The organism is Shewanella mangrovi, from assembly GCF_000753795.1.
Taxonomy (GTDB): Bacteria; Pseudomonadota; Gammaproteobacteria; order Enterobacterales; family Shewanellaceae; genus Shewanella; species Shewanella mangrovi.
In genome coordinates this window covers 12,096-30,133 of record NZ_JPEO01000023.1, presented here as the reverse complement: position 1 = coordinate 30,133, position 18,038 = coordinate 12,096, and the positions used below count along the sequence as shown (strand labels likewise).

Annotated in this window: 19 protein-coding genes; all 19 read left to right on the top strand. The window is 45.9% G+C overall.

From position 1 onward, the window contains the following. Positions 1 to 439 precede the first annotated feature (439 nt). The 19 genes from rpmH (at position 440) to atpD (ending at position 18,022) form a co-directional block, all read left to right on the top strand. Positions 440 to 577, top strand: a complete 138-nt coding sequence (rpmH, locus tag HR45_RS17540; RefSeq protein WP_011758135.1) for a 50S ribosomal protein L34 — start codon at positions 440 to 442, stop codon at positions 575 to 577. A gap of 16 nt (positions 578 to 593) precedes the next feature. Next, on the top strand, positions 594 to 950 hold the full coding sequence (gene rnpA / locus HR45_RS17535; RefSeq protein WP_037445541.1) for a ribonuclease P protein component: 357 nt from the start codon (positions 594 to 596) through the stop codon (positions 948 to 950). Continuing rightward, on the top strand, positions 917 to 1,171 hold the full coding sequence (yidD, locus tag HR45_RS19285) for a membrane protein insertion efficiency factor YidD (RefSeq protein WP_081933530.1): 255 nt from the start codon (positions 917 to 919) through the stop codon (positions 1,169 to 1,171). Before rnpA ends, yidD begins: the two co-directional genes overlap by 34 nt. Before the next feature lie 3 nt (positions 1,172 to 1,174). Further along, positions 1,175 to 2,806 (top strand): membrane protein insertase YidC, encoded by a 1,632-nt coding sequence (yidC, locus tag HR45_RS17530; RefSeq protein WP_037445540.1) that lies wholly within the window; start codon positions 1,175 to 1,177, stop codon positions 2,804 to 2,806. 71 nt (positions 2,807 to 2,877) lie between these two features. Then, positions 2,878 to 4,239: a tRNA uridine-5-carboxymethylaminomethyl(34) synthesis GTPase MnmE gene (gene mnmE / locus HR45_RS17525; protein ID WP_037445539.1), complete on the top strand. Its 1,362-nt coding sequence runs from the start codon at positions 2,878 to 2,880 to the stop codon at positions 4,237 to 4,239. 234 nt (positions 4,240 to 4,473) lie between these two features. Further along, the gene (locus tag HR45_RS17520; protein ID WP_037445538.1) at positions 4,474 to 5,877 is read left to right on the top strand and encodes a sugar porter family MFS transporter; all 1,404 of its coding nucleotides are present in this window, start codon (positions 4,474 to 4,476) and stop codon (positions 5,875 to 5,877) included. Positions 5,878 to 5,988: 111 nt separating this feature from the next. Further along, positions 5,989 to 6,477: an FMN-binding protein MioC gene (gene mioC / locus HR45_RS17515; protein ID WP_241461154.1), complete on the top strand. Its 489-nt coding sequence runs from the start codon at positions 5,989 to 5,991 to the stop codon at positions 6,475 to 6,477. 436 nt (positions 6,478 to 6,913) lie between these two features. Next, on the top strand, positions 6,914 to 8,803 hold the full coding sequence (mnmG, locus tag HR45_RS17510) for a tRNA uridine-5-carboxymethylaminomethyl(34) synthesis enzyme MnmG (protein ID WP_037445537.1): 1,890 nt from the start codon (positions 6,914 to 6,916) through the stop codon (positions 8,801 to 8,803). A 96-nt stretch (positions 8,804 to 8,899) separates the two neighbouring features. Then, complete coding sequence (rsmG, locus tag HR45_RS17505; RefSeq protein WP_037445536.1) at positions 8,900 to 9,523, top strand: 16S rRNA (guanine(527)-N(7))-methyltransferase RsmG; 624 nt, start codon at positions 8,900 to 8,902, stop codon at positions 9,521 to 9,523. An 87-nt stretch (positions 9,524 to 9,610) separates the two neighbouring features. Further along, positions 9,611 to 10,402: a ParA family protein gene (locus HR45_RS17500; protein WP_037445535.1), complete on the top strand. Its 792-nt coding sequence runs from the start codon at positions 9,611 to 9,613 to the stop codon at positions 10,400 to 10,402. 10 nt (positions 10,403 to 10,412) lie between these two features. Then, positions 10,413 to 11,297, top strand: coding sequence for a ParB/RepB/Spo0J family partition protein (locus HR45_RS17495; RefSeq protein WP_037445534.1), 885 nt, complete (start codon positions 10,413 to 10,415; stop codon positions 11,295 to 11,297). A 248-nt stretch (positions 11,298 to 11,545) separates the two neighbouring features. Further along, positions 11,546 to 11,923 carry an ATP synthase subunit I gene (locus tag HR45_RS17490; protein WP_037445533.1) on the top strand — a complete coding sequence of 126 codons (378 nt, stop codon included), beginning with the start codon at positions 11,546 to 11,548 and terminating at the stop codon, positions 11,921 to 11,923. A gap of 19 nt (positions 11,924 to 11,942) precedes the next feature. Next, a complete protein-coding gene (gene atpB / locus HR45_RS17485) occupies positions 11,943 to 12,755 on the top strand; it encodes a F0F1 ATP synthase subunit A (RefSeq protein ID WP_037445531.1) in 813 nt (270 codons plus the stop codon). Between the two features lie 65 nt (positions 12,756 to 12,820). Then, entirely contained in the window at positions 12,821 to 13,078 is a 258-nt protein-coding gene (gene atpE, locus HR45_RS17480) for a F0F1 ATP synthase subunit C (protein ID WP_037445530.1), read from the top strand. A 34-nt stretch (positions 13,079 to 13,112) separates the two neighbouring features. Then, a complete protein-coding gene (gene atpF / locus HR45_RS17475) occupies positions 13,113 to 13,583 on the top strand; it encodes a F0F1 ATP synthase subunit B (RefSeq protein ID WP_037445529.1) in 471 nt (156 codons plus the stop codon). 15 nt (positions 13,584 to 13,598) lie between these two features. Beyond that, positions 13,599 to 14,132: a F0F1 ATP synthase subunit delta gene (atpH, locus tag HR45_RS17470; protein ID WP_037445528.1), complete on the top strand. Its 534-nt coding sequence runs from the start codon at positions 13,599 to 13,601 to the stop codon at positions 14,130 to 14,132. A 14-nt stretch (positions 14,133 to 14,146) separates the two neighbouring features. Next, a complete protein-coding gene (gene atpA, locus HR45_RS17465; protein WP_037445527.1) occupies positions 14,147 to 15,688 on the top strand; it encodes a F0F1 ATP synthase subunit alpha in 1,542 nt (513 codons plus the stop codon). Positions 15,689 to 15,737: 49 nt separating this feature from the next. Beyond that, positions 15,738 to 16,598 carry a F0F1 ATP synthase subunit gamma gene (gene atpG / locus HR45_RS17460; protein ID WP_037445526.1) on the top strand — a complete coding sequence of 287 codons (861 nt, stop codon included), beginning with the start codon at positions 15,738 to 15,740 and terminating at the stop codon, positions 16,596 to 16,598. A 35-nt stretch (positions 16,599 to 16,633) separates the two neighbouring features. Further along, positions 16,634 to 18,022, top strand: a complete 1,389-nt coding sequence (gene atpD, locus HR45_RS17455; protein ID WP_037445525.1) for a F0F1 ATP synthase subunit beta — start codon at positions 16,634 to 16,636, stop codon at positions 18,020 to 18,022. Positions 18,023 to 18,038: the final 16 nt, after the last annotated feature.

Here is an 18,038-nt window from a genome sequence, read left to right as displayed (position 1 = left end):
CAACTTATCCCCAATTATTATCCCTGAGGGCGCGAATTATACAGCGAGATCTGAATAATCGTCGGTTAGAAGAAATGTTATCCCCAACGAGATCGATGATCTGCATCTTGTTTGATCAGTAGCGATCATACTGGATCTTGGGGGGAATAATCTATGAAAAATCCCACTTTATTAAGCGATCAACCTTGATCTATAATGCGCCACCAGCGATCTTGTTCTGCAAGAAGCGAACACTATATCTAGTGGTAAATACACAAAGTTATCCACACTCAATAGTGTTTATTCAAAGATCAATATCGTTTTTGAGTGATTTTATTCGCTCAAAGTCGTGCCGTGTTGTTGACGCCTTCAGCTAAAGTGATTACAATTCGGCCTCTTTTTTGCCCCTACCTTCATTTGAAGGCTGGGAAATTAACCAACTTGAAGACGGATTGCCATCATGAGTAAACGTACTTTTCAACCAAGCAACCTGAAGCGCAAGCGTTCTCACGGCTTCCGCGCGCGTATGGCTACAGCTAACGGCCGCAAGGTTTTGGCTCGTCGCCGTGCCAAAGGTCGCGCTCGTTTGTCTGCTTAATTGAGTAGACAACTAGGTGACTAGTTACACCTTTTCGCGGGAGTTACGCTTGTTAACTCCCGCACAATTCAAATCAGTTTTTACCGATCCTAAAAAAGCCTCCTCAGCAGAAATTACTCTGTTGGCGGTACCTAATGGCTTGCCCCATCCTAGAATTGGCTTGACTGTGGCGAAGCGCCATGTAAAAAGAGCTAATCAACGCAATAGAGTTAAACGTGTTATTCGCGAAAGTTTTCGTCTGAATCAGCATCAATTGCCTGCAATTGACATTGTAGTCTTGGTTCGTGGTGGCGTACTTGAGCTGGATAATCCGCAACTCAAAACCTTGGTGGATAAGCTATGGCGCAAGTTAAGTCGCCGTTTCAATGGTTGATAATAAAGCTCATTCGCGGCTACCAATTATTTATCAGTCCGTTACTCGGTCAGCGCTGCCGTTTCCATCCGTCCTGTTCTCATTACGCCATAGAAGCGGTGCAGGTTCACGGAGTGCTTAAAGGGAGTTGGTTATCCATCAAACGCATTATAAAATGTCACCCCTTAAATCCGGGCGGCAATGACCCCGTACCTCCTAAAAACAATAGGTGTAATAAATAGGCTATGGAATCTCAACGCAATATATTGCTTATCGCCCTGCTACTGGTGAGTTACATGATATGGAACCAGTGGGAGGCAGATAAAGCTCCACAACCGGCAGTCACTGAATCAACAGTTGCCACACAACAAGCTGCGCAAAATGACGACGTTCCGGTTGCTGATGATAGTGCCGCCGATGTGCCAGAAACTCATGTTGTTGCATCAAAAGAGCTGATCAGTGTTAAAACCGATCAACTCGATGTGCTGATTAACCCTGTAGGCGGTGATATTGTTCAGGCGGCATTGGTATCACACAAGCTGGAACTCAATAAAGATGATCCATTTGTATTGCTGGAACAGAAACCTGATTTTACTTACATCGCACAAAGCGGTCTTATTGGTAAAAACGGGATTGATTCGGCGAAAGGTCGTGCCGCTTTTGCCGTTGAAAAGCAAGCATATACATTAGCCGATGGTCAGGACAAACTCGAAGTACCTTTAACCTACACAGCAGCTAATGGCGTTACCTACACGAAAGTATTTACCTTCACCAAAGGTAAATTTGATGTACGGGTAGACTATCGCATCCACAATACCACTGCCGAACCATTGCAACTGCAGATGTATGGCCAAATCAAACAGACCATCAAACCTTCTGATAGTCATATGATGATGCCAACCTACCGCGGTGGTGCGTTCTCAACGGCTGATACCCGTTACGAAAAATACAAATTTGATGAAATGCAGGAAAAAGACCTGCATAAGCCAACGCAAGGCGGCTGGGTAGCAATGCTACAACACTATTTTGTATCAGCATGGGTTCCACCAGCTGACGAGCAAAACATCATCTATTCAAGTGTTAACAATGGCACGGTGGCCAACATTGGTTTCCGCGGTATTGCGCAAACGGTAGCGGCGGGTGAAACCAAAACTATTGGTGCAGACTTCTATGTAGGCCCGAAAGACCAAGCTGCCTTGTCAGAGTTGTCTGAATCACTCAACCTTGTGGTTGATTACGGCGTGTTGTGGTGGTTAGCAGTTCCTATCTACAAACTGCTGATGTTCTTCCACTCATTTATCGGTAACTGGGGTCTGTCTATTATTCTGATCACCTTTACTGTACGCGGTATTTTATTCCCACTGACCAAAGCGCAATACACCTCAATGGCAAGAATGCGTAATCTGCAGCCTAAGATCCAAGAGCTCAAAGACCGCTTTGGTGATGACCGCCAAAAAATGGGTCAGGCAATGATGGAGATGTATAAGAAGGAAAAAGTTAACCCTATGGGTGGCTGTTTACCTATCTTCCTGCAGATGCCTATTTTCCTTGCCCTGTACTGGGTATTGATGGAAAGCGTCGAACTACGTCACGCACCATTTATTTTCTGGATCCACGATTTGTCAGTACAAGATCCATATTATGTGCTGCCAATTCTGAACGGTATTACCATGTATATCATGCAGAAGCTGCAACCAATGTCACCGACAATGGATCCTATGCAGGCAAAAATGATGCAGTGGATGCCTGTTATCTTCTCGCTGTTCTTCATGGTATTCCCTGCAGGTCTGGTGCTGTACTGGTTAATGGGTAACATCGTGGCCATTATTCAGCAGAAAGTCATTTATGCAGGTCTTGAGAAAAAAGGCCTGAAGTAAACGGCGCAATTAGCTAAATTATAAAGGCGGCGTTAAGCCGCCTTTTTGTTCGTTTAAGAAAGGAAATATCCGTGGTTACAGATACCATCGTCGCGCAAGCTACCGCTCCAGGCAAAGGAGGTGTGGGCATCGTCCGTGTATCGGGTTCACACGCCGCCAAAGCAGCAGAAACAGTACTCGGGCATTTACCCAAAGTACGTTATGCCGATTATTGTGATTTTCGCAGTGCTGATGGCAAAGTGATTGATCAAGGGATAGCACTGTATTTTAAAGGTCCTAACTCCTTTACTGGTGAAGACGTATTGGAACTACAAGGCCATGGTGGCCAAGTGGTAATGGATATGCTGATCCGCGCCGTACTGGAAGTCGAAGGGATTCGCATGGCACGCCCAGGTGAATTTAGCGAACAAGCTTTTTTAAATGACAAACTGGATTTAGCCCAAGCCGAGGCCATCGCTGACTTAATTGACGCTACCAGCGAACAAGCAGCAAAAAGTGCATTGATGTCACTGCAAGGCGAATTTTCGACTGAAGTAAATCAGTTAGTTGAGCAAGTGACTAACCTTCGCTTGTATGTGGAAGCCGCTATCGACTTTCCCGACGAAGAAGTCGATTTTCTATCCGATGGCAAAATTGCCAACGCGCTGTACCGCATCATAGATAAACTCAGCGAAGTGCAACAAAGCGCCCAGCAAGGCGCGCTAATCCGCGAAGGCATGAAAGTCGTCATCGCTGGCCGACCTAATGCCGGTAAATCGAGCTTGCTAAATGCACTTGCCGGTAAAGAATCCGCCATTGTGACCGAAATTGCCGGTACCACTCGCGATGTACTGCGAGAACATATTCATATCGATGGCATGCCACTCCATATTATTGATACCGCTGGTTTGCGTGATACTGAAGACACAGTGGAGCGTATTGGTATCGAGCGTGCATGGGCCGAAATAGCCAATGCCGATCGGGTACTTTTTATGGTAGATGGCACCGATACCATTGCGGTCAATCCAAAGGAAATCTGGCCCGACTTTGTCGATCGCTTACCCGAAAATCTCGGTATTACTGTGGTACGCAATAAAGCAGATCTCACCGGCGAAGCCGTAGATCATAATACGGAGCAAGGTTACCCGGTATTTCGTATTTCAGCCAAGACGGGGGCTGGCGTGAGTGAGCTAAAACTGCACCTAAAACAGTTGATGGGCTTTAATAGCAGCACTGAAGGCAGTTTTATTGCGCGTCGTCGTCATCTAGATGCACTGCAAACTGCCAGCGAACATCTGCAGCTCGGCAAAGAGCAGTTAGAAGTCTTCCAAGCAGGTGAGCTATTAGCTGAAGAGCTGCGCATGACCCAACATGCACTAAGTGAAATTACCGGCGAATTTACCTCTGATGATCTGTTGGGACGGATTTTCAGTTCTTTTTGTATAGGTAAATAGTCAGAGTTCAGCCGTTTTAGACACGTTTCCATTTTAGGTTCGTGTCTGAAATGTAATCATCTTCCAAAAATTATTCATTAACCGTATTTATTACGGCTTCAATTAAGATTATCAGCCTAAAACTGAAATTTTCTTCCATAATTGTCAAATATGTCTCATTACTTGTGGCTGTTTTCTGTTACATTCAGACCCAGTGTAATTCTAGTATTATATTACAATATGAGATGAACCATCATGGCAAACAGTAAAAGTAGCAAGTTGGTTACCTTTGCAGCGTCCATCGCCGGACTGTTGTTTGGGTTAGATATCGGCATTATCTCTGGTGCTCTACCGTTTATCGTTAATGAATGGAATATCACCATTCACGAGCAAGAATGGGTAGTAAGTACCATGATGCTAGGTGCCACTATTGGGGCAATATCCAACGGTTGGTTATCCGCCGCCTTGGGTAGAAAAAACAGTCTATTGGTCGGTGGCATAATGTTTGGGGTGGGGACCCTAGGTTGTGCGCTGGCGCCAGACATTTTCGTCATGTATGTGTTCCGCGTCATTCAGGGCTTTTCAATTGGTATAGCCTCGTTTGCAGCACCGCTGTATCTGTCAGAAATGTCGGATAAATCGGTACGTGGACGTCGCATTGCCACCTATCAGTTAATGGTAACTATCGGTATTTTGGCTGCATTCCTGTCAGATACTGCGTTCAGTGTGCAAGAAACCTATTCCATGCTTGGCTTAGATATCAGCAACTGGCGTCTAATGTTTGCCGTATTAATGCTACCTTCAATCCTGCTGATCTTTACCGTTATGTCGATGCCGAAATCACCACGTTGGTTAGCATCTAAAGGCCGTTTAGTAGAAGCACGTAAGATTCTGCGTGAAATTCGTAACGGCGAACGCGAAGCGGATGAAGAGTACGAAGACATCATACGCAGCTTGTCAGTAAAACAATCAGGTTTTGCACTGTTTAAGGCCAACCCTAACTTCCGCCGCAGCGTATTTTTGGGCATGGTATTACAGTTTATGCAGCAATTTACTGGCATGAACATTCTGATGTACTACGCACCGAAAATCTTTGAGATTGCTGGATTTAGTTCACCAACAGAACAAATGTTCAGTACCGCCTTTATTGGTTTGGCCTTCGTATTAGCGACCTTCATCGCGATTGCTATGGCTGACAGTTGGGGTCGCAAACCTGCACTGAAGATCGGCTTTACCGTAATGGGTCTCGGTATGTTTGGCTTAGGGCTGCTGCTGAAATATGTACTGGAGGGCGATGCGCCAGCATACTTCTCTTACTTGGCCGTACTGGTGTCTATGGTATGTATCGTAGGTTACGCCATGAGTGCTGCACCTATGGTGTGGGTACTGTGCTCTGAAATCCAACCGCTGAAAGGCCGTGATTTTGGTATTGCTTGCTCAACGACCACTAACTGGGCATCAAACATGGTGCTGGGTGCGACCTTCCTGAGCTTGCTGAACGGTATTGGTACTGCGCAAACCTTCTGGATGTACGCTGCATTTAACTTCATGTTTATTGTGGTAACGCTGATGTTTGTACCAGAAACCAAAGGTGTCACCCTGGAAAAAATTGAATCTAACCTGATGTCAGGCAATAAACTGCGTGATATTGGTGCTTAAGCATTAAAGTGCTGACAAAGGCCACAGCTTCTGCTGTGGCCTTTTTGTTTGGCAATATCCTTCTTAATATCTCTGCGAAGATAATGTTCACCTTCACCAAGTTCCTTTACCATGGAAGCTAATCCATTCGGTAATTTGTTGAACAACTCCATGACAAACAAAGTAGAGATAATCGTAGGTACCACCCTCGGTGGCGCAGAATACGTCGCAGATGAACTTTCGGCGCTGTTGGAACAACACGGTGCTAATGTCACGCTGCACTTAGATCCTGACCTCAGCGAACTTGCACCCGAAGCATTGTGGCTGGTTGTATCCTCAACACACGGAGCCGGCGATCTCCCCGATAACCTTTTAGCTTTCTACCAACAATTACAACAAGCAGACATCGATCTCAGTACAACTCACTACGCTTTATGCGCTATTGGCGACTCTAGTTATGACACTTTTTGCCAGGGACCAGAAAAATTAGCCACCTTACTCTCAGAGAAAGGAGCAAAGTTATTCACTGACAAGGTTCAGATCGACGTTCAGTATGATCCAGTTCCAGAAGATCCAGCAATTCAATGGCTTGAAAGTTGGATTGAAAAAATTCCCGCTTAAATATGAATTTATACCAGCTAATTCACAGATTAGATCGACATTATCCACATTTAAAAAATTTAAATCATAAATATGTGGATAAAATGTCATTTAGATCTGATCAATTCTTGTATTGTTTATAGGGTGGATCGGTTACAGATCCGCCCTGTGGATAAAACAGCGATCTATCAACAGTAATTAGGCCTTTAGATCAACTAAAGATCACAGTTTAGATCTTACGTAACTTGTTATTTTTAATTGATTTATAGGGTTATCAACCGATATAGGCTTGCTTAATAGTAAACATAATAAGTAGATCTATATAAAGATCTTAAGATCTATAAGCCAAGCGGTTAACCGATCTTTTAGTGCAAATAGATCGTTCACCTCAATCTTTTGAAATGCTAAAATGATCGGCTACGTGGTTTTAGATTTTTAGTATCCAGAAGGTTAAGTAATGCGTTTTCACGAGCGGTTTGATGTGATTGTGGTTGGCGGAGGTCATGCAGGTACTGAAGCTGCCTTGGCTGCAGCCAGAATGGGAAGTAAAACGCTGTTACTGACCCATAATCTGGATACGTTGGGCCAAATGTCTTGCAACCCAGCGATCGGTGGTATTGGTAAAGGCCATCTGGTCAAAGAGATCGATGCCCTTGGTGGTGCCATGGCGACCGCAACCGATTATGCAGGTATTCAATTTCGTGTGCTCAATAGCAGCAAAGGCCCTGCAGTAAGAGCTACACGGGCTCAGGCGGATAGAGCACTCTATCGCCAAGCAATACAACGCATACTGCAAAATCAACCAAACCTACGCTTATTTCAACAAGCAGTAGAAGATCTGGTCGTAGAAAACGATCGCGTCGTTGGTGTAATTACCCAAATGGGTTTAGCGTTTGAAGCAGCTGCGGTTGTATTGACTACTGGTACCTTCCTCGCTGGTAAGATCCATATTGGTCTAGAAAATTACAGTGGTGGCCGCGCAGGCGATCCACCCGCAATTGCTTTGGCAAGTCGTTTACGCGAATTACCATTGCGTGTTGGCCGCTTAAAAACAGGCACACCACCACGTATTGATGCGCGTACTGTCGACTTCTCTCAAATGACAGAACAGCAAGGTGATAAACCGTTACCAGTGATGTCATTTATTGGTGATGTGAGCCACCATCCGCAGCAGATATCTTGTTATATCACCCATACCAATGAGCGCACCCATGAAATTATTCGCGGTGGACTAGATCGCAGCCCAATGTATTCAGGGGTGATTGAAGGTATTGGCCCACGCTACTGCCCGTCAATTGAAGATAAGATCCACCGATTTGCTGATAAATCATCGCATCAGATCTTTATCGAGCCGGAAGGACTTACAACTCATGAACTTTATCCAAATGGTATCTCTACGAGCTTACCGTTTGATGTACAGCTGAACTTAGTACGTTCCATTAAAGGCATGGAAAATGCTGAGATCCTACGTCCAGGTTACGCTATTGAGTATGATTATTTCGATCCGCGCGATCTGAAGAGTTCACTGGAAACCAAGACTATCGATGGTTTGTTCTTTGCTGGACAGATCAACGGTACTACCGGCTACGAAGAAGCGGGCGCTCAGGGCCTATTAGCCGGTGCCAATGCTGCATTGCAGGTACAAGGCAAAGAGGCTTGGTGTCCTCGTCGCGATCAGGCTTATCTTGGGGTACTGGTAGACGATCTGTCGACCTTAGGTACTAAAGAACCCTACCGTATGTTTACCAGCCGCGCCGAATACCGTTTGCTGCTGCGTGAAGATAATGCCGATCTGCGTTTGACAGAAAAAGGTCGTGAACTGGGCTTAGTTGATGATCATCGCTGGGCTAAGTTCTCTGCCAAAGTTGAGGCCATTGAAACGGAAGCACAGCGTCTACGTAGTAGCTGGATCCACGTGAATTCACCTTTAGTGCCGACGTTGAATCCGCATTTAAATACGCCTATTTCACGTGAAGCTTCATTTGAGGAACTGCTGCGTCGTCCAGAACTGGATTACGACAAATTGATGTCGTTAGAAGGTTTTGGGCCAGGTGTTGACGACCCGCAAGTGGCCGAACAGATCCAGATCCAAGTGAAATACGCTGGCTATATCCAGCGTCAGCAGGATGAGATCAATAAAGCGGTACGTAATGAAAATACCCGTTTACCGTTAGATCTGGACTACAAAGCAGTGCCAGGCTTATCCAATGAGGTTGTGGCTAAACTCAATAACCATAAGCCAGAAACTATTGGTCAAGCGTCGCGGATTTCAGGTGTCACGCCAGCGGCTATTTCGATTTTGTTGGTACATCTGAAGAAAATGGGCTTACTGCGTCGTAGCGCCTAACGCTGAATCTTCGCTTGCAAAGGGAAGCTTCGGGCTTCCCTTCGTCTTTTCTGGGCATCATAATATTGGCGCCGAAATTATTATGGAGTATGTCGCGTGCTGGCAGCACAGTTATCATCGTATTTAGCCGCAGCAAAAATAACGGCTACTGAAGAGCAACAACAGCAGTTGTTGGCATTTGTAGGCTTACTGCAAAAATGGAATAAGGCCTATAACCTGACATCCGTGCGTGATCCTGAGCAGATGTTGATCCGACATATCATGGATAGTTTGGTGGTATCTCCGCATTTAGCTGGTGAACGCTTTATCGATGTCGGCACTGGTCCTGGTCTGCCGGGAATACCTTTGGCGATCCTCAATCCAGACAAACAGTTTGTGTTACTGGATAGTTTGGGTAAGCGCATTCGCTTCCAAAAGCAGGTGCAGATCGAACTTAAACTGAGCAATATCACCTCAGTGGAAAGTCGCGTTGAAGCCTACCAACCAGAACATGGTTTTGATGGTGTTCTTAGCCGCGCTTTTGCTTCAGTCGCTGATATGCTGCAATGGTGTCATCATCTGCCTGCTGCATCTGGAAAGTTTTATGCGTTGAAGGGCCAACTTGATGACCATGAACTGGCTGATATTCCAGATAATTTTAATATCGAACAAAAAATAGAATTAATAGTTCCTCAATTATCTGAACAACGACATCTGTTGATTATCACTTCCTGCGACTGAGCTTCTTGCAATTCGCTGGCGTATCAAGCAACTTTGTGCAGATATTAAACGGAAATCAATCACTGACGAGATGGACAAGGTGACATTGTGGCGAGAATTATAGCCGTAGCTAACCAAAAAGGTGGCGTGGGAAAAACAACAACAAGTGTCAATCTGGCGGCGTCGCTTGCAGCAACAAAACGCAAAGTGCTGTTGATTGATTTAGATCCGCAAGGCAATGCCACCATGGGCAGTGGTGTTGATAAATACGAGGCAGAAAACACTGCCTATGAGCTTTTGGTTGAAGAAAAGCCATTTGACGACGTTGTAGTGCGCAACACTGTCGGCAAATATGATTTAGTTGCTGGTAATGGTGATGTGACGGCAGCGGAAATCAAACTGATGGAATTCTTTGCCCGTGAGATCCGCTTGCGTAATGCCTTAAGCGCGATTCGCGATCAATACGATTATATTTTTATCGATTGCCCGCCATCACTCAACATGTTGACGGTAAATGCCATGTCTGCAGCCGATTCGGTATTGGTTCCTATGCAGTGTGAGTATTATGCGCTGGAAGGGATCACCGCGCTGATGGATACCATTTCCAAACTCGCCGCTATGGTTAATCCGGGGCTGGCGATTGAGGGAATTTTGCGTACTATGTACGACCCGCGTAATCGTTTGGCCAATGATGTGTCCGATCAGCTCAAACAACACTTTGGCGATAAGGTTTACCGTACTGTTATTCCGCGGAATATTCGCTTAGCTGAAGCGCCGAGTTTCGGGGCTCCTGCCATGTATTACGATAAGGGCAGTGCTGGCGCTAAAGCATATTTAGCCTTGGCGGGGGAAATGATCCGCCGCAGCGAACAACACAATAAGAAAATTACACAGGCTTGAAGGAAACACAATGTCTTTGAAAAAACGGGGCTTGGGCAAAGGCCTAGATGCACTTCTGAGTACTAGCCATGCCGCCAATACTAAGGTTGATGACCAGAGTAATACTGAACAACCAGCTACCGGTGAGCTGCTGTTAAATCTGGATCTTGATCTGTTAAAGCCTGGAAAGTATCAGCCTCGTAAAGACATGTTGCCAGAAGCGTTAGAAGAATTGGCCGATTCTATTCGTAGCCAAGGCATTATTCAGCCCATTGTGGTGCGTAAAGTGAGCGCGCAGCAATACGAAATTATTGCGGGTGAGCGTCGTTGGCGGGCGGCCCAGCTTGCACAATTGAATACCGTCCCTTGTATTGTGAAACAGGTTGCCGATGAAAACGCCGTTGCTATGGCGTTAATCGAAAATATTCAGCGTGAAGATCTTAATGCAATGGAAGAAGCGATTGCGCTAAATCGCTTGCTGGAAGAGTTTGAACTGACACATCAGCAGGTTGCTGATGCAGTAGGTAAGTCAAGAACTGCAGTTTCTAACCTGTTGCGTCTTAATACGCTCAATGAGCCCGTAAAAGTGATGTTAGAGCGTGGTGATTTGGACATGGGACATGCTCGTGCCTTGTTAGCGCTTGAAGGTGATAAGCAAACGACCACCGCTAGACTTGTTGCTTCTAAAGGATTAACAGTTCGTGAAACAGAACGTTTGGTCAATAAGCTGCTAAATCCGGTTGCTCCGCCCGAAAAGAAAGAGAAAGATGCCGATATTTCACGTTTAGAAAGCAAATTAATTGATCTTTTAGGTGCAAAAGTAACCATCTCGCACAGCAACAAAGGTACCGGCAAAATTGTAATTAATTACCAAAATTTGTCAGAGTTGGACGGTATTCTTTCAAAAATTCACTAATTTAGTAGATAAAAAACTAATTAGCCCTTCAGATTAGTCGAAAATGTAGTAATTTTTCTACATATACAGAATTTCTAAAGCTGATAAATTGGCGATATGTCACATTTACATCGCCAATTTCCATTTTGCATCACGTTGCATTGAAGTCTTTTAACGGTATACTTTCGCAAGCTTTTTGTACGCAGTGACTCGGTTGGTGAACTAATTCTGGCCGTTGTACAAAAAGTAGTTAATGCGGAGAGGACTGATTGAGTAAGATTTTAGCCCATCGCTGTCGAAAATCAGCGTTTAAACTGGTTGGTTGTCAAGCGGTGGTAGCTGGGGGGGCTTCAGTAGTCTTTTTCGCACTGTGGGGAGTGCAGTTTGGTCTGTCCGCGCTCGCGGGGGCAGCTATTGCTGTACTGCCTAATTTTGTATTCGCGACCCTAGCTTTCGCCCATGTGGGGGCCAAAGCATCAGCGAAAGTCTTGAAAGGCTTTTACTGGGGGGAAGCGATAAAGATGTTGTCTACAATCGTGCTGTTTTCACTGGTATTTATCAACATGGAAGTCGCTATCGTGCCGCTTTTCATTTGTTATCTATTAGGGCTAATGGTGCATTGGGCAGCGCCTTTATACTTCAAGTAAAGTTAAAGTGGGATGAATCATGTCTGCAACTGGTGAAGCTTTAACGCCGCAGGAATATATCCAGCATCACTTGACGTTCTGGGCTTCTGGCTCTGAACCAAGTGGCTTCTGGACATGGCATATTGATTCGTTGCTCTTTTCGGTAGGTCTTGGTGTGTTGTTCCTATGGCTGTTCCGTAGCGTTGGTAAAAAGGCGACTACAGGCGTTCCTGGCAAACTGCAATGTTTTGTCGAAATGCTGGTGGAGTTTGTCGATTCTAGCGTGAAAGAAACATTCCATGGTCGCAATAAGCTGATTGCGCCATTAGCCTTAACCATCTTTGTCTGGGTATTCATGATGAACTTCATGGATATGGTTCCTGTCGATTGGTTGCCATCTTTGGCACAGCTGGTCGCCGGTGATCACAACCAGAAATTTAGGGTGGTGCCTACGGCTGACCTTAATGTGACCTTTAGTCTCGCGCTAGGGGTGTTTATATTGATTATTTACTACAGCATTAAGGTAAAAGGTCTTTCAGGTTTTGTGAAAGAACTGACACTTCAACCCTTTAATGTAAAGGCAATGATACCTGTCAACTTCGTGCTTGAGTTCGTTACCTTGATTGCTAAGCCTATCTCTCTGGCTTTGCGTCTCTTCGGTAACCTCTATGCAGGTGAGTTGATTTTCATCCTTATTGCGCTGATGTACGGGGCTAATTTGGCAATCGGTACTCTGGGTGTAGGTTTACAACTCGGATGGCTGATTTTCCATATTTTGGTTATCACGTTACAGGCGTTTATCTTCATGATGCTAACCATTGTTTACTTAAGCATGGCGCATGAAGATCACTAAGGATTGCTGAACAATATTTTTAACTAAATCATTAACTAACATAGATTTAGAATTTGGAGATACAGATGGAAACGATTCTGGGCTTTACTGCAATTGCTGTTGCTTTGCTCATTGGTCTGGGTGCTTTGGGTACCGCTATTGGCTTCGGTCTGCTGGGTGGCAAGTTCTTAGAAGGCGCTGCTCGTCAACCTGAAATGGCACCAATGCTGCAGGTTAAAATGTTTATCGTTGCAGGTCTGCTCGACGCTGTAACCATGATTGGTGTAGGTATCGCACTTTACATGCTGTTCACCAACCCACTGGGTAACATGCTGCACGGCTAATGCTTCTGTCTTAAATCAAAAGTAGGAGGCTGTTGTGAATATCAACGCTACCCTCATCGGTCAGACGCTCGCCTTTATTATCTTCGTGTGGTTCTGCATGAAGTTTGTTTGGCCACCTTTGATGAGTGCCATCGAAGAGCGCCAAAAAAGGATTGCTGATGGTCTTGCAAATGCTGACCGTGCAGCCAAAGACCTAGAATTGGCTCGAGAAAAAGCCTCGGATCAATTGAAAGATGCTAAGGCTACAGCCAACGAAATCATCGAGTCTGCCAATAAGCGCAAGGCTCAGATTATTGATGAAGCCAAAGCTGAAGCAGACGCTGAGCGTGCGAAAATCATCGCTCAGGGACAAGCTGAAATTGAAGCTGAACGTAATCGTGTAAAAGAGGAACTGCGTCAGCAGGTTTCTGCGCTGGCACTGGCTGGTGCTGAAAAAATCCTCGAACGTTCGATTGATGAAGCCGCACAAAGCGACATTATCGCGAAACTTGTTGCTGAAATTTAATAAGGGAGTGGAGTTATGGCTGAGTTAACCACCATTGCTCGTCCTTATGCTAAGGCAGCTTTTGACTTCGCGGTTGAACATCAAGCAGTCGAAGCTTGGGAAGAAATGCTGAGTTTCGCTGCCTTGGTCAGTGAAAATGAATCCATGAAGCCATTAATTAATGGCGCGTTGTCGAGTGAAAAACTGGCAGATCTGTTTATTAAGGTTTGTGGTGAACAAGTTGATGCGCATGGTCAGAACCTGATCAAAGTGATGGCGGAAAATGATCGCTTGGGTGTGCTGCCTGCTGTGGCTCAGCAATTTGTTGAGTATCGTCTTGAGTGGGCTAAAGAAGTTGAAGCGACGGTAACGTCGGCAACTGAATTGAGCGCAGAACAAGTACAGCAGATAAGTGTTTCTCTTGAGAAACGTCTTGCACGCAAAGTTAAGCTGAATTGCAGCACAGATACCGGCCTGATTGCCGGTGTAATTATCAAAGCAGGCGACTTAGTCATCGATGGCTCTGTCCGTGGTAAGTTGAACCGCCTGACTGATAAGCTGCAATCGTAATTGGGAGTTTGAGCATGCAACTGAATTCCACTGAAATCAGCGATCTGATTAAGCAGCGGATCGAGCAGTTCGAAGTTGTCAGTGAAGCCCGTAACGAAGGAACTATCGTTTCGGTGAGCGACGGCATCATTCGCATTCACGGCCTGGCCGATGTAATGCAGGGTGAAATGATCGAGCTGCCAGGCAACCGTTTTGCAATCGCGTTGAACTTAGAACGTGATTCTGTCGGTGCCGTAGTAATGGGTCCTTACGCCGATTTGGCGGAAGGCGTAAAAGTAAAAACTACAGGTCGTATTCTGGAAGTTCCAGTGGGCCGTGGTTTGTTAGGTCGTGTTGTTAACACTCTGGGTGAACCTATCGATGGTAAAGGCCCAGTAGATAACGATGGTTTTGGTCCTGTTGAAGTGATCGCGCCAGGCGTTATTGACCGTAAATCAGTTTCTCAACCAGTACAAACCGGTTATAAAGCCGTTGATGCCATGATCCCAATCGGTCGTGGTCAACGTGAGCTGATCATCGGTGACCGTCAAACTGGTAAAACTGCGATGGCTATCGACGCCATCATCAACCAGAAAGATTCAGGTATTAAATGTATCTACGTAGCTATTGGTCAGAAAGCTTCTACCATCGCTAACGTAGTACGTAAGCTGGAAGAACACGGCGCGCTGGCTAACACCATCGTGGTTGTGGCTTCTGCTTCTGAAGCAGCGGCGCTGCAGTACCTGGCACCATATTCTGGTTGTACCATGGGTGAATACTTCCGTGACCGCGGTGAAGATGCGCTGATCATTTACGATGACCTGTCAAAACAGGCCGTTGCATATCGTCAGATTTCACTGTTGCTGCGTCGTCCACCAGGCCGTGAAGCATATCCTGGTGACGTATTCTATTTGCACTCTCGTTTGCTGGAACGTGCTTCTCGCGTAAACGAAGAGTATGTAGAAAAGTTCACTAACGGTGCAGTAAAAGGTCAAACCGGTTCTTTAACCGCGCTGCCTATTATTGAAACCCAGGCGGGTGACGTATCTGCGTTTGTACCAACTAACGTAATTTCGATTACCGATGGTCAGATCTTCTTGGAAACTGACCTGTTTAACTCTGGTTTACGTCCAGCGGTTAACCCAGGTATTTCGGTATCTCGTGTGGGTGGTGCGGCTCAGACCAAGATCATCAAGAAACTGTCCGGTGGTATCCGTACCGCTCTGGCTCAGTACCGAGAGTTGGCTGCCTTCTCTCAGTTCGCATCTGACTTAGATGACGCGACTCGTGCTCAATTGGAACACGGTGAACGCGTAACTGAACTGATGAAGCAGAAGCAATATGCACCGATGAGTGTAGCTGACCAAGCTGTGTCTATTTTCGCGGCTGAGAAAGGTTACCTGAAATCAGTTGAACTGAAGAAAGTCGGTGATTTTGAAGCTGCCCTGCTCTCCTACATGAACAGCGAGCACGCTGAGCTTATGAAGACCATCAACGCTACTGGCGACTATAACGCCGATATCGAAGGTGAGCTGAAGGCTGGTCTCGACAAGTTCGTGGCAACCCAAACCTGGTAATTATACGCGAGGTGTCTAGTACACCTCTGGTCCAGATTGGAGAGTAAAGATGGCCGGCGCAAAAGAGATTAAGACAAAGATCTCCAGTGTGAAAAACACACAGAAGATCACTTCTGCGATGGAAATGGTAGCGGCAAGTAAAATGCGTAAAGCACAAGAACGCATGTCGTCTAGCCGTCCATATGCAGAAAGTATGCGTAAGGTGATCGGTCACGTTGCGCAAGGCTCTCTGGAATACAAACACCCCTATTTAGAGGTGAGAGAAGCCAAGCGGGTTGGTTACATTGTGGTAGCAACCGACCGTGGCCTTTGTGGTGGTCTGAACGTCAACCTGTTCAAACGGGTTGTGGCAGACGTGAAAAGCTGGAAAGAAAAAGGCGCTGAAGTGGAATTTTGTCCTATCGGTGCCCGTAGTGTTCAGTTTTTCAGAAGCTTTGGTGGCAAAGTTCCGGCATACGCTTCTGGTTTAGGTGATGCACCTAAATTGGCAGATTTGATCGGTACTGTGCGCGTTATGCTGCAAGCTTACAACGAAGGCAAACTGGATCGTCTGTATGTGGTGTTCAACAAATTTGTGAACACGATGACGCAGACTCCTGTGATCGAACAGCTGCTGCCTTTGCCTAAATCCGAAAAGGATGATGCTAAGCATCACTGGGATTATATCTACGAGCCAGATCCAAAAGTATTGTTGGATAAATTACTGGTGCGTTATGTGGAATCTCAGGTGTATCAGGGTGTTGTTGAAAATCTGGCGTCTGAACAAGCTGCCCGTATGGTAGCGATGAAGGCCGCAACAGATAACGCAGGCTCCCTGATCGACGATCTGCAACTGGTATACAACAAAGCCCGTCAGGCTGCGATTACGCAAGAACTGTCGGAAATTGTATCAGGTGCAGCTGCGGTTTAGGCTGGGTAACGAAGACAAGTTTTAGAGGATTAATCATGAGCACAGGTACTGTTGTCCAAGTAATTGGCGCGGTTGTGGACGTAGAGTTTCCACAAGATGCTGTACCTCAAGTATATGACGCTCTGAAAATCGTGGGTGAAGGTGCCTGTAAAGGCCTGGTGCTGGAAGTGCAGCAGCAGCTTGGTGGTGGTGTAGTTCGTACCATCGCTATGGGTACTTCTGACGGTTTGCGTCGTGGTATTGAGGTTGAAAACACAGGTTCTCCTATTTCCGTTCCTGTTGGTACTGCCACTTTGGGCCGTATCATGAACGTATTGGGTGAGCCAGTGGATGAAGCGGGTCCTATCGGCGAAGACGAAACTTACGTCATCCACCGTGAAGCTCCTTCATATGAAGAGCAATCAAATACCACTGAACTGCTGGAAACAGGTATCAAGGTAATCGACTTGGTATGTCCATTCGCTAAGGGTGGTAAAGTAGGTCTGTTCGGTGGTGCGGGTGTTGGTAAGACAGTTAACATGATGGAACTGATTAACAACATCGCAAAAGCTCACTCAGGTTTGTCTGTATTTGCTGGTGTAGGTGAACGTACCCGTGAAGGTAACGACTTCTACTATGAAATGCAGGAATCTGGCGTACTCGACAAAGTAGCAATGGTTTACGGTCAGATGAACGAACCTCCAGGCAACCGTCTGCGTGTGGCGTTGACCGGTTTGACCATGGCGGAAAAATTCCGTGACGAAGGCCGTGACGTACTGTTGTTCGTTGACAACATCTACCGTTATACCTTGGCTGGTACTGAAGTATCAGCACTGCTGGGTCGTATGCCATCAGCTGTAGGTTATCAGCCAACACTGGCTGAAGAGATGGGTGTTCTGCAAGAACGTATTACTTCTACCAAAGTGGGTTCTATCACTTCGGTACAAGCGGTATACGTACCTGCGGATGACTTGACCGACCCTAGCCCTGCAACTACCTTCGCTCACTTGGATGCGACCGTAGTACTGTCACGTCAAATTGCTTCTCTGGGTATCTACCCAGCGGTTGACCCACTGGATTCGACTTCACGTCAGCTGGATCCACAAGTAGTTGGTCAAGAGCACTATGACACTGCAACAGGCGTACAGAACGTACTGCAGCGTTACAAAGAGCTGAAAGACATTATCGCGATTTTGGGTATGGACGAACTGTCAGATGACGACAAGATGACAGTTTCTCGTGCTCGTAAGATTGAGCGTTTCCTGTCTCAGCCATTCCACGTAGCAGAAGTATTTACCGGTTCTCCTGGTAAGTATGTTTCTCTGAAAGACACTATCCGTGGCTTTAAGGGAATTCTGAACGGTGAATATGATGATCTGCCAGAACAAGTGTTCTATATGGTTGGTTCAATCGACGAAGCCGTTGAGAAAGCCAATAAAAAGTAATCGAGTTTTGCTCGGT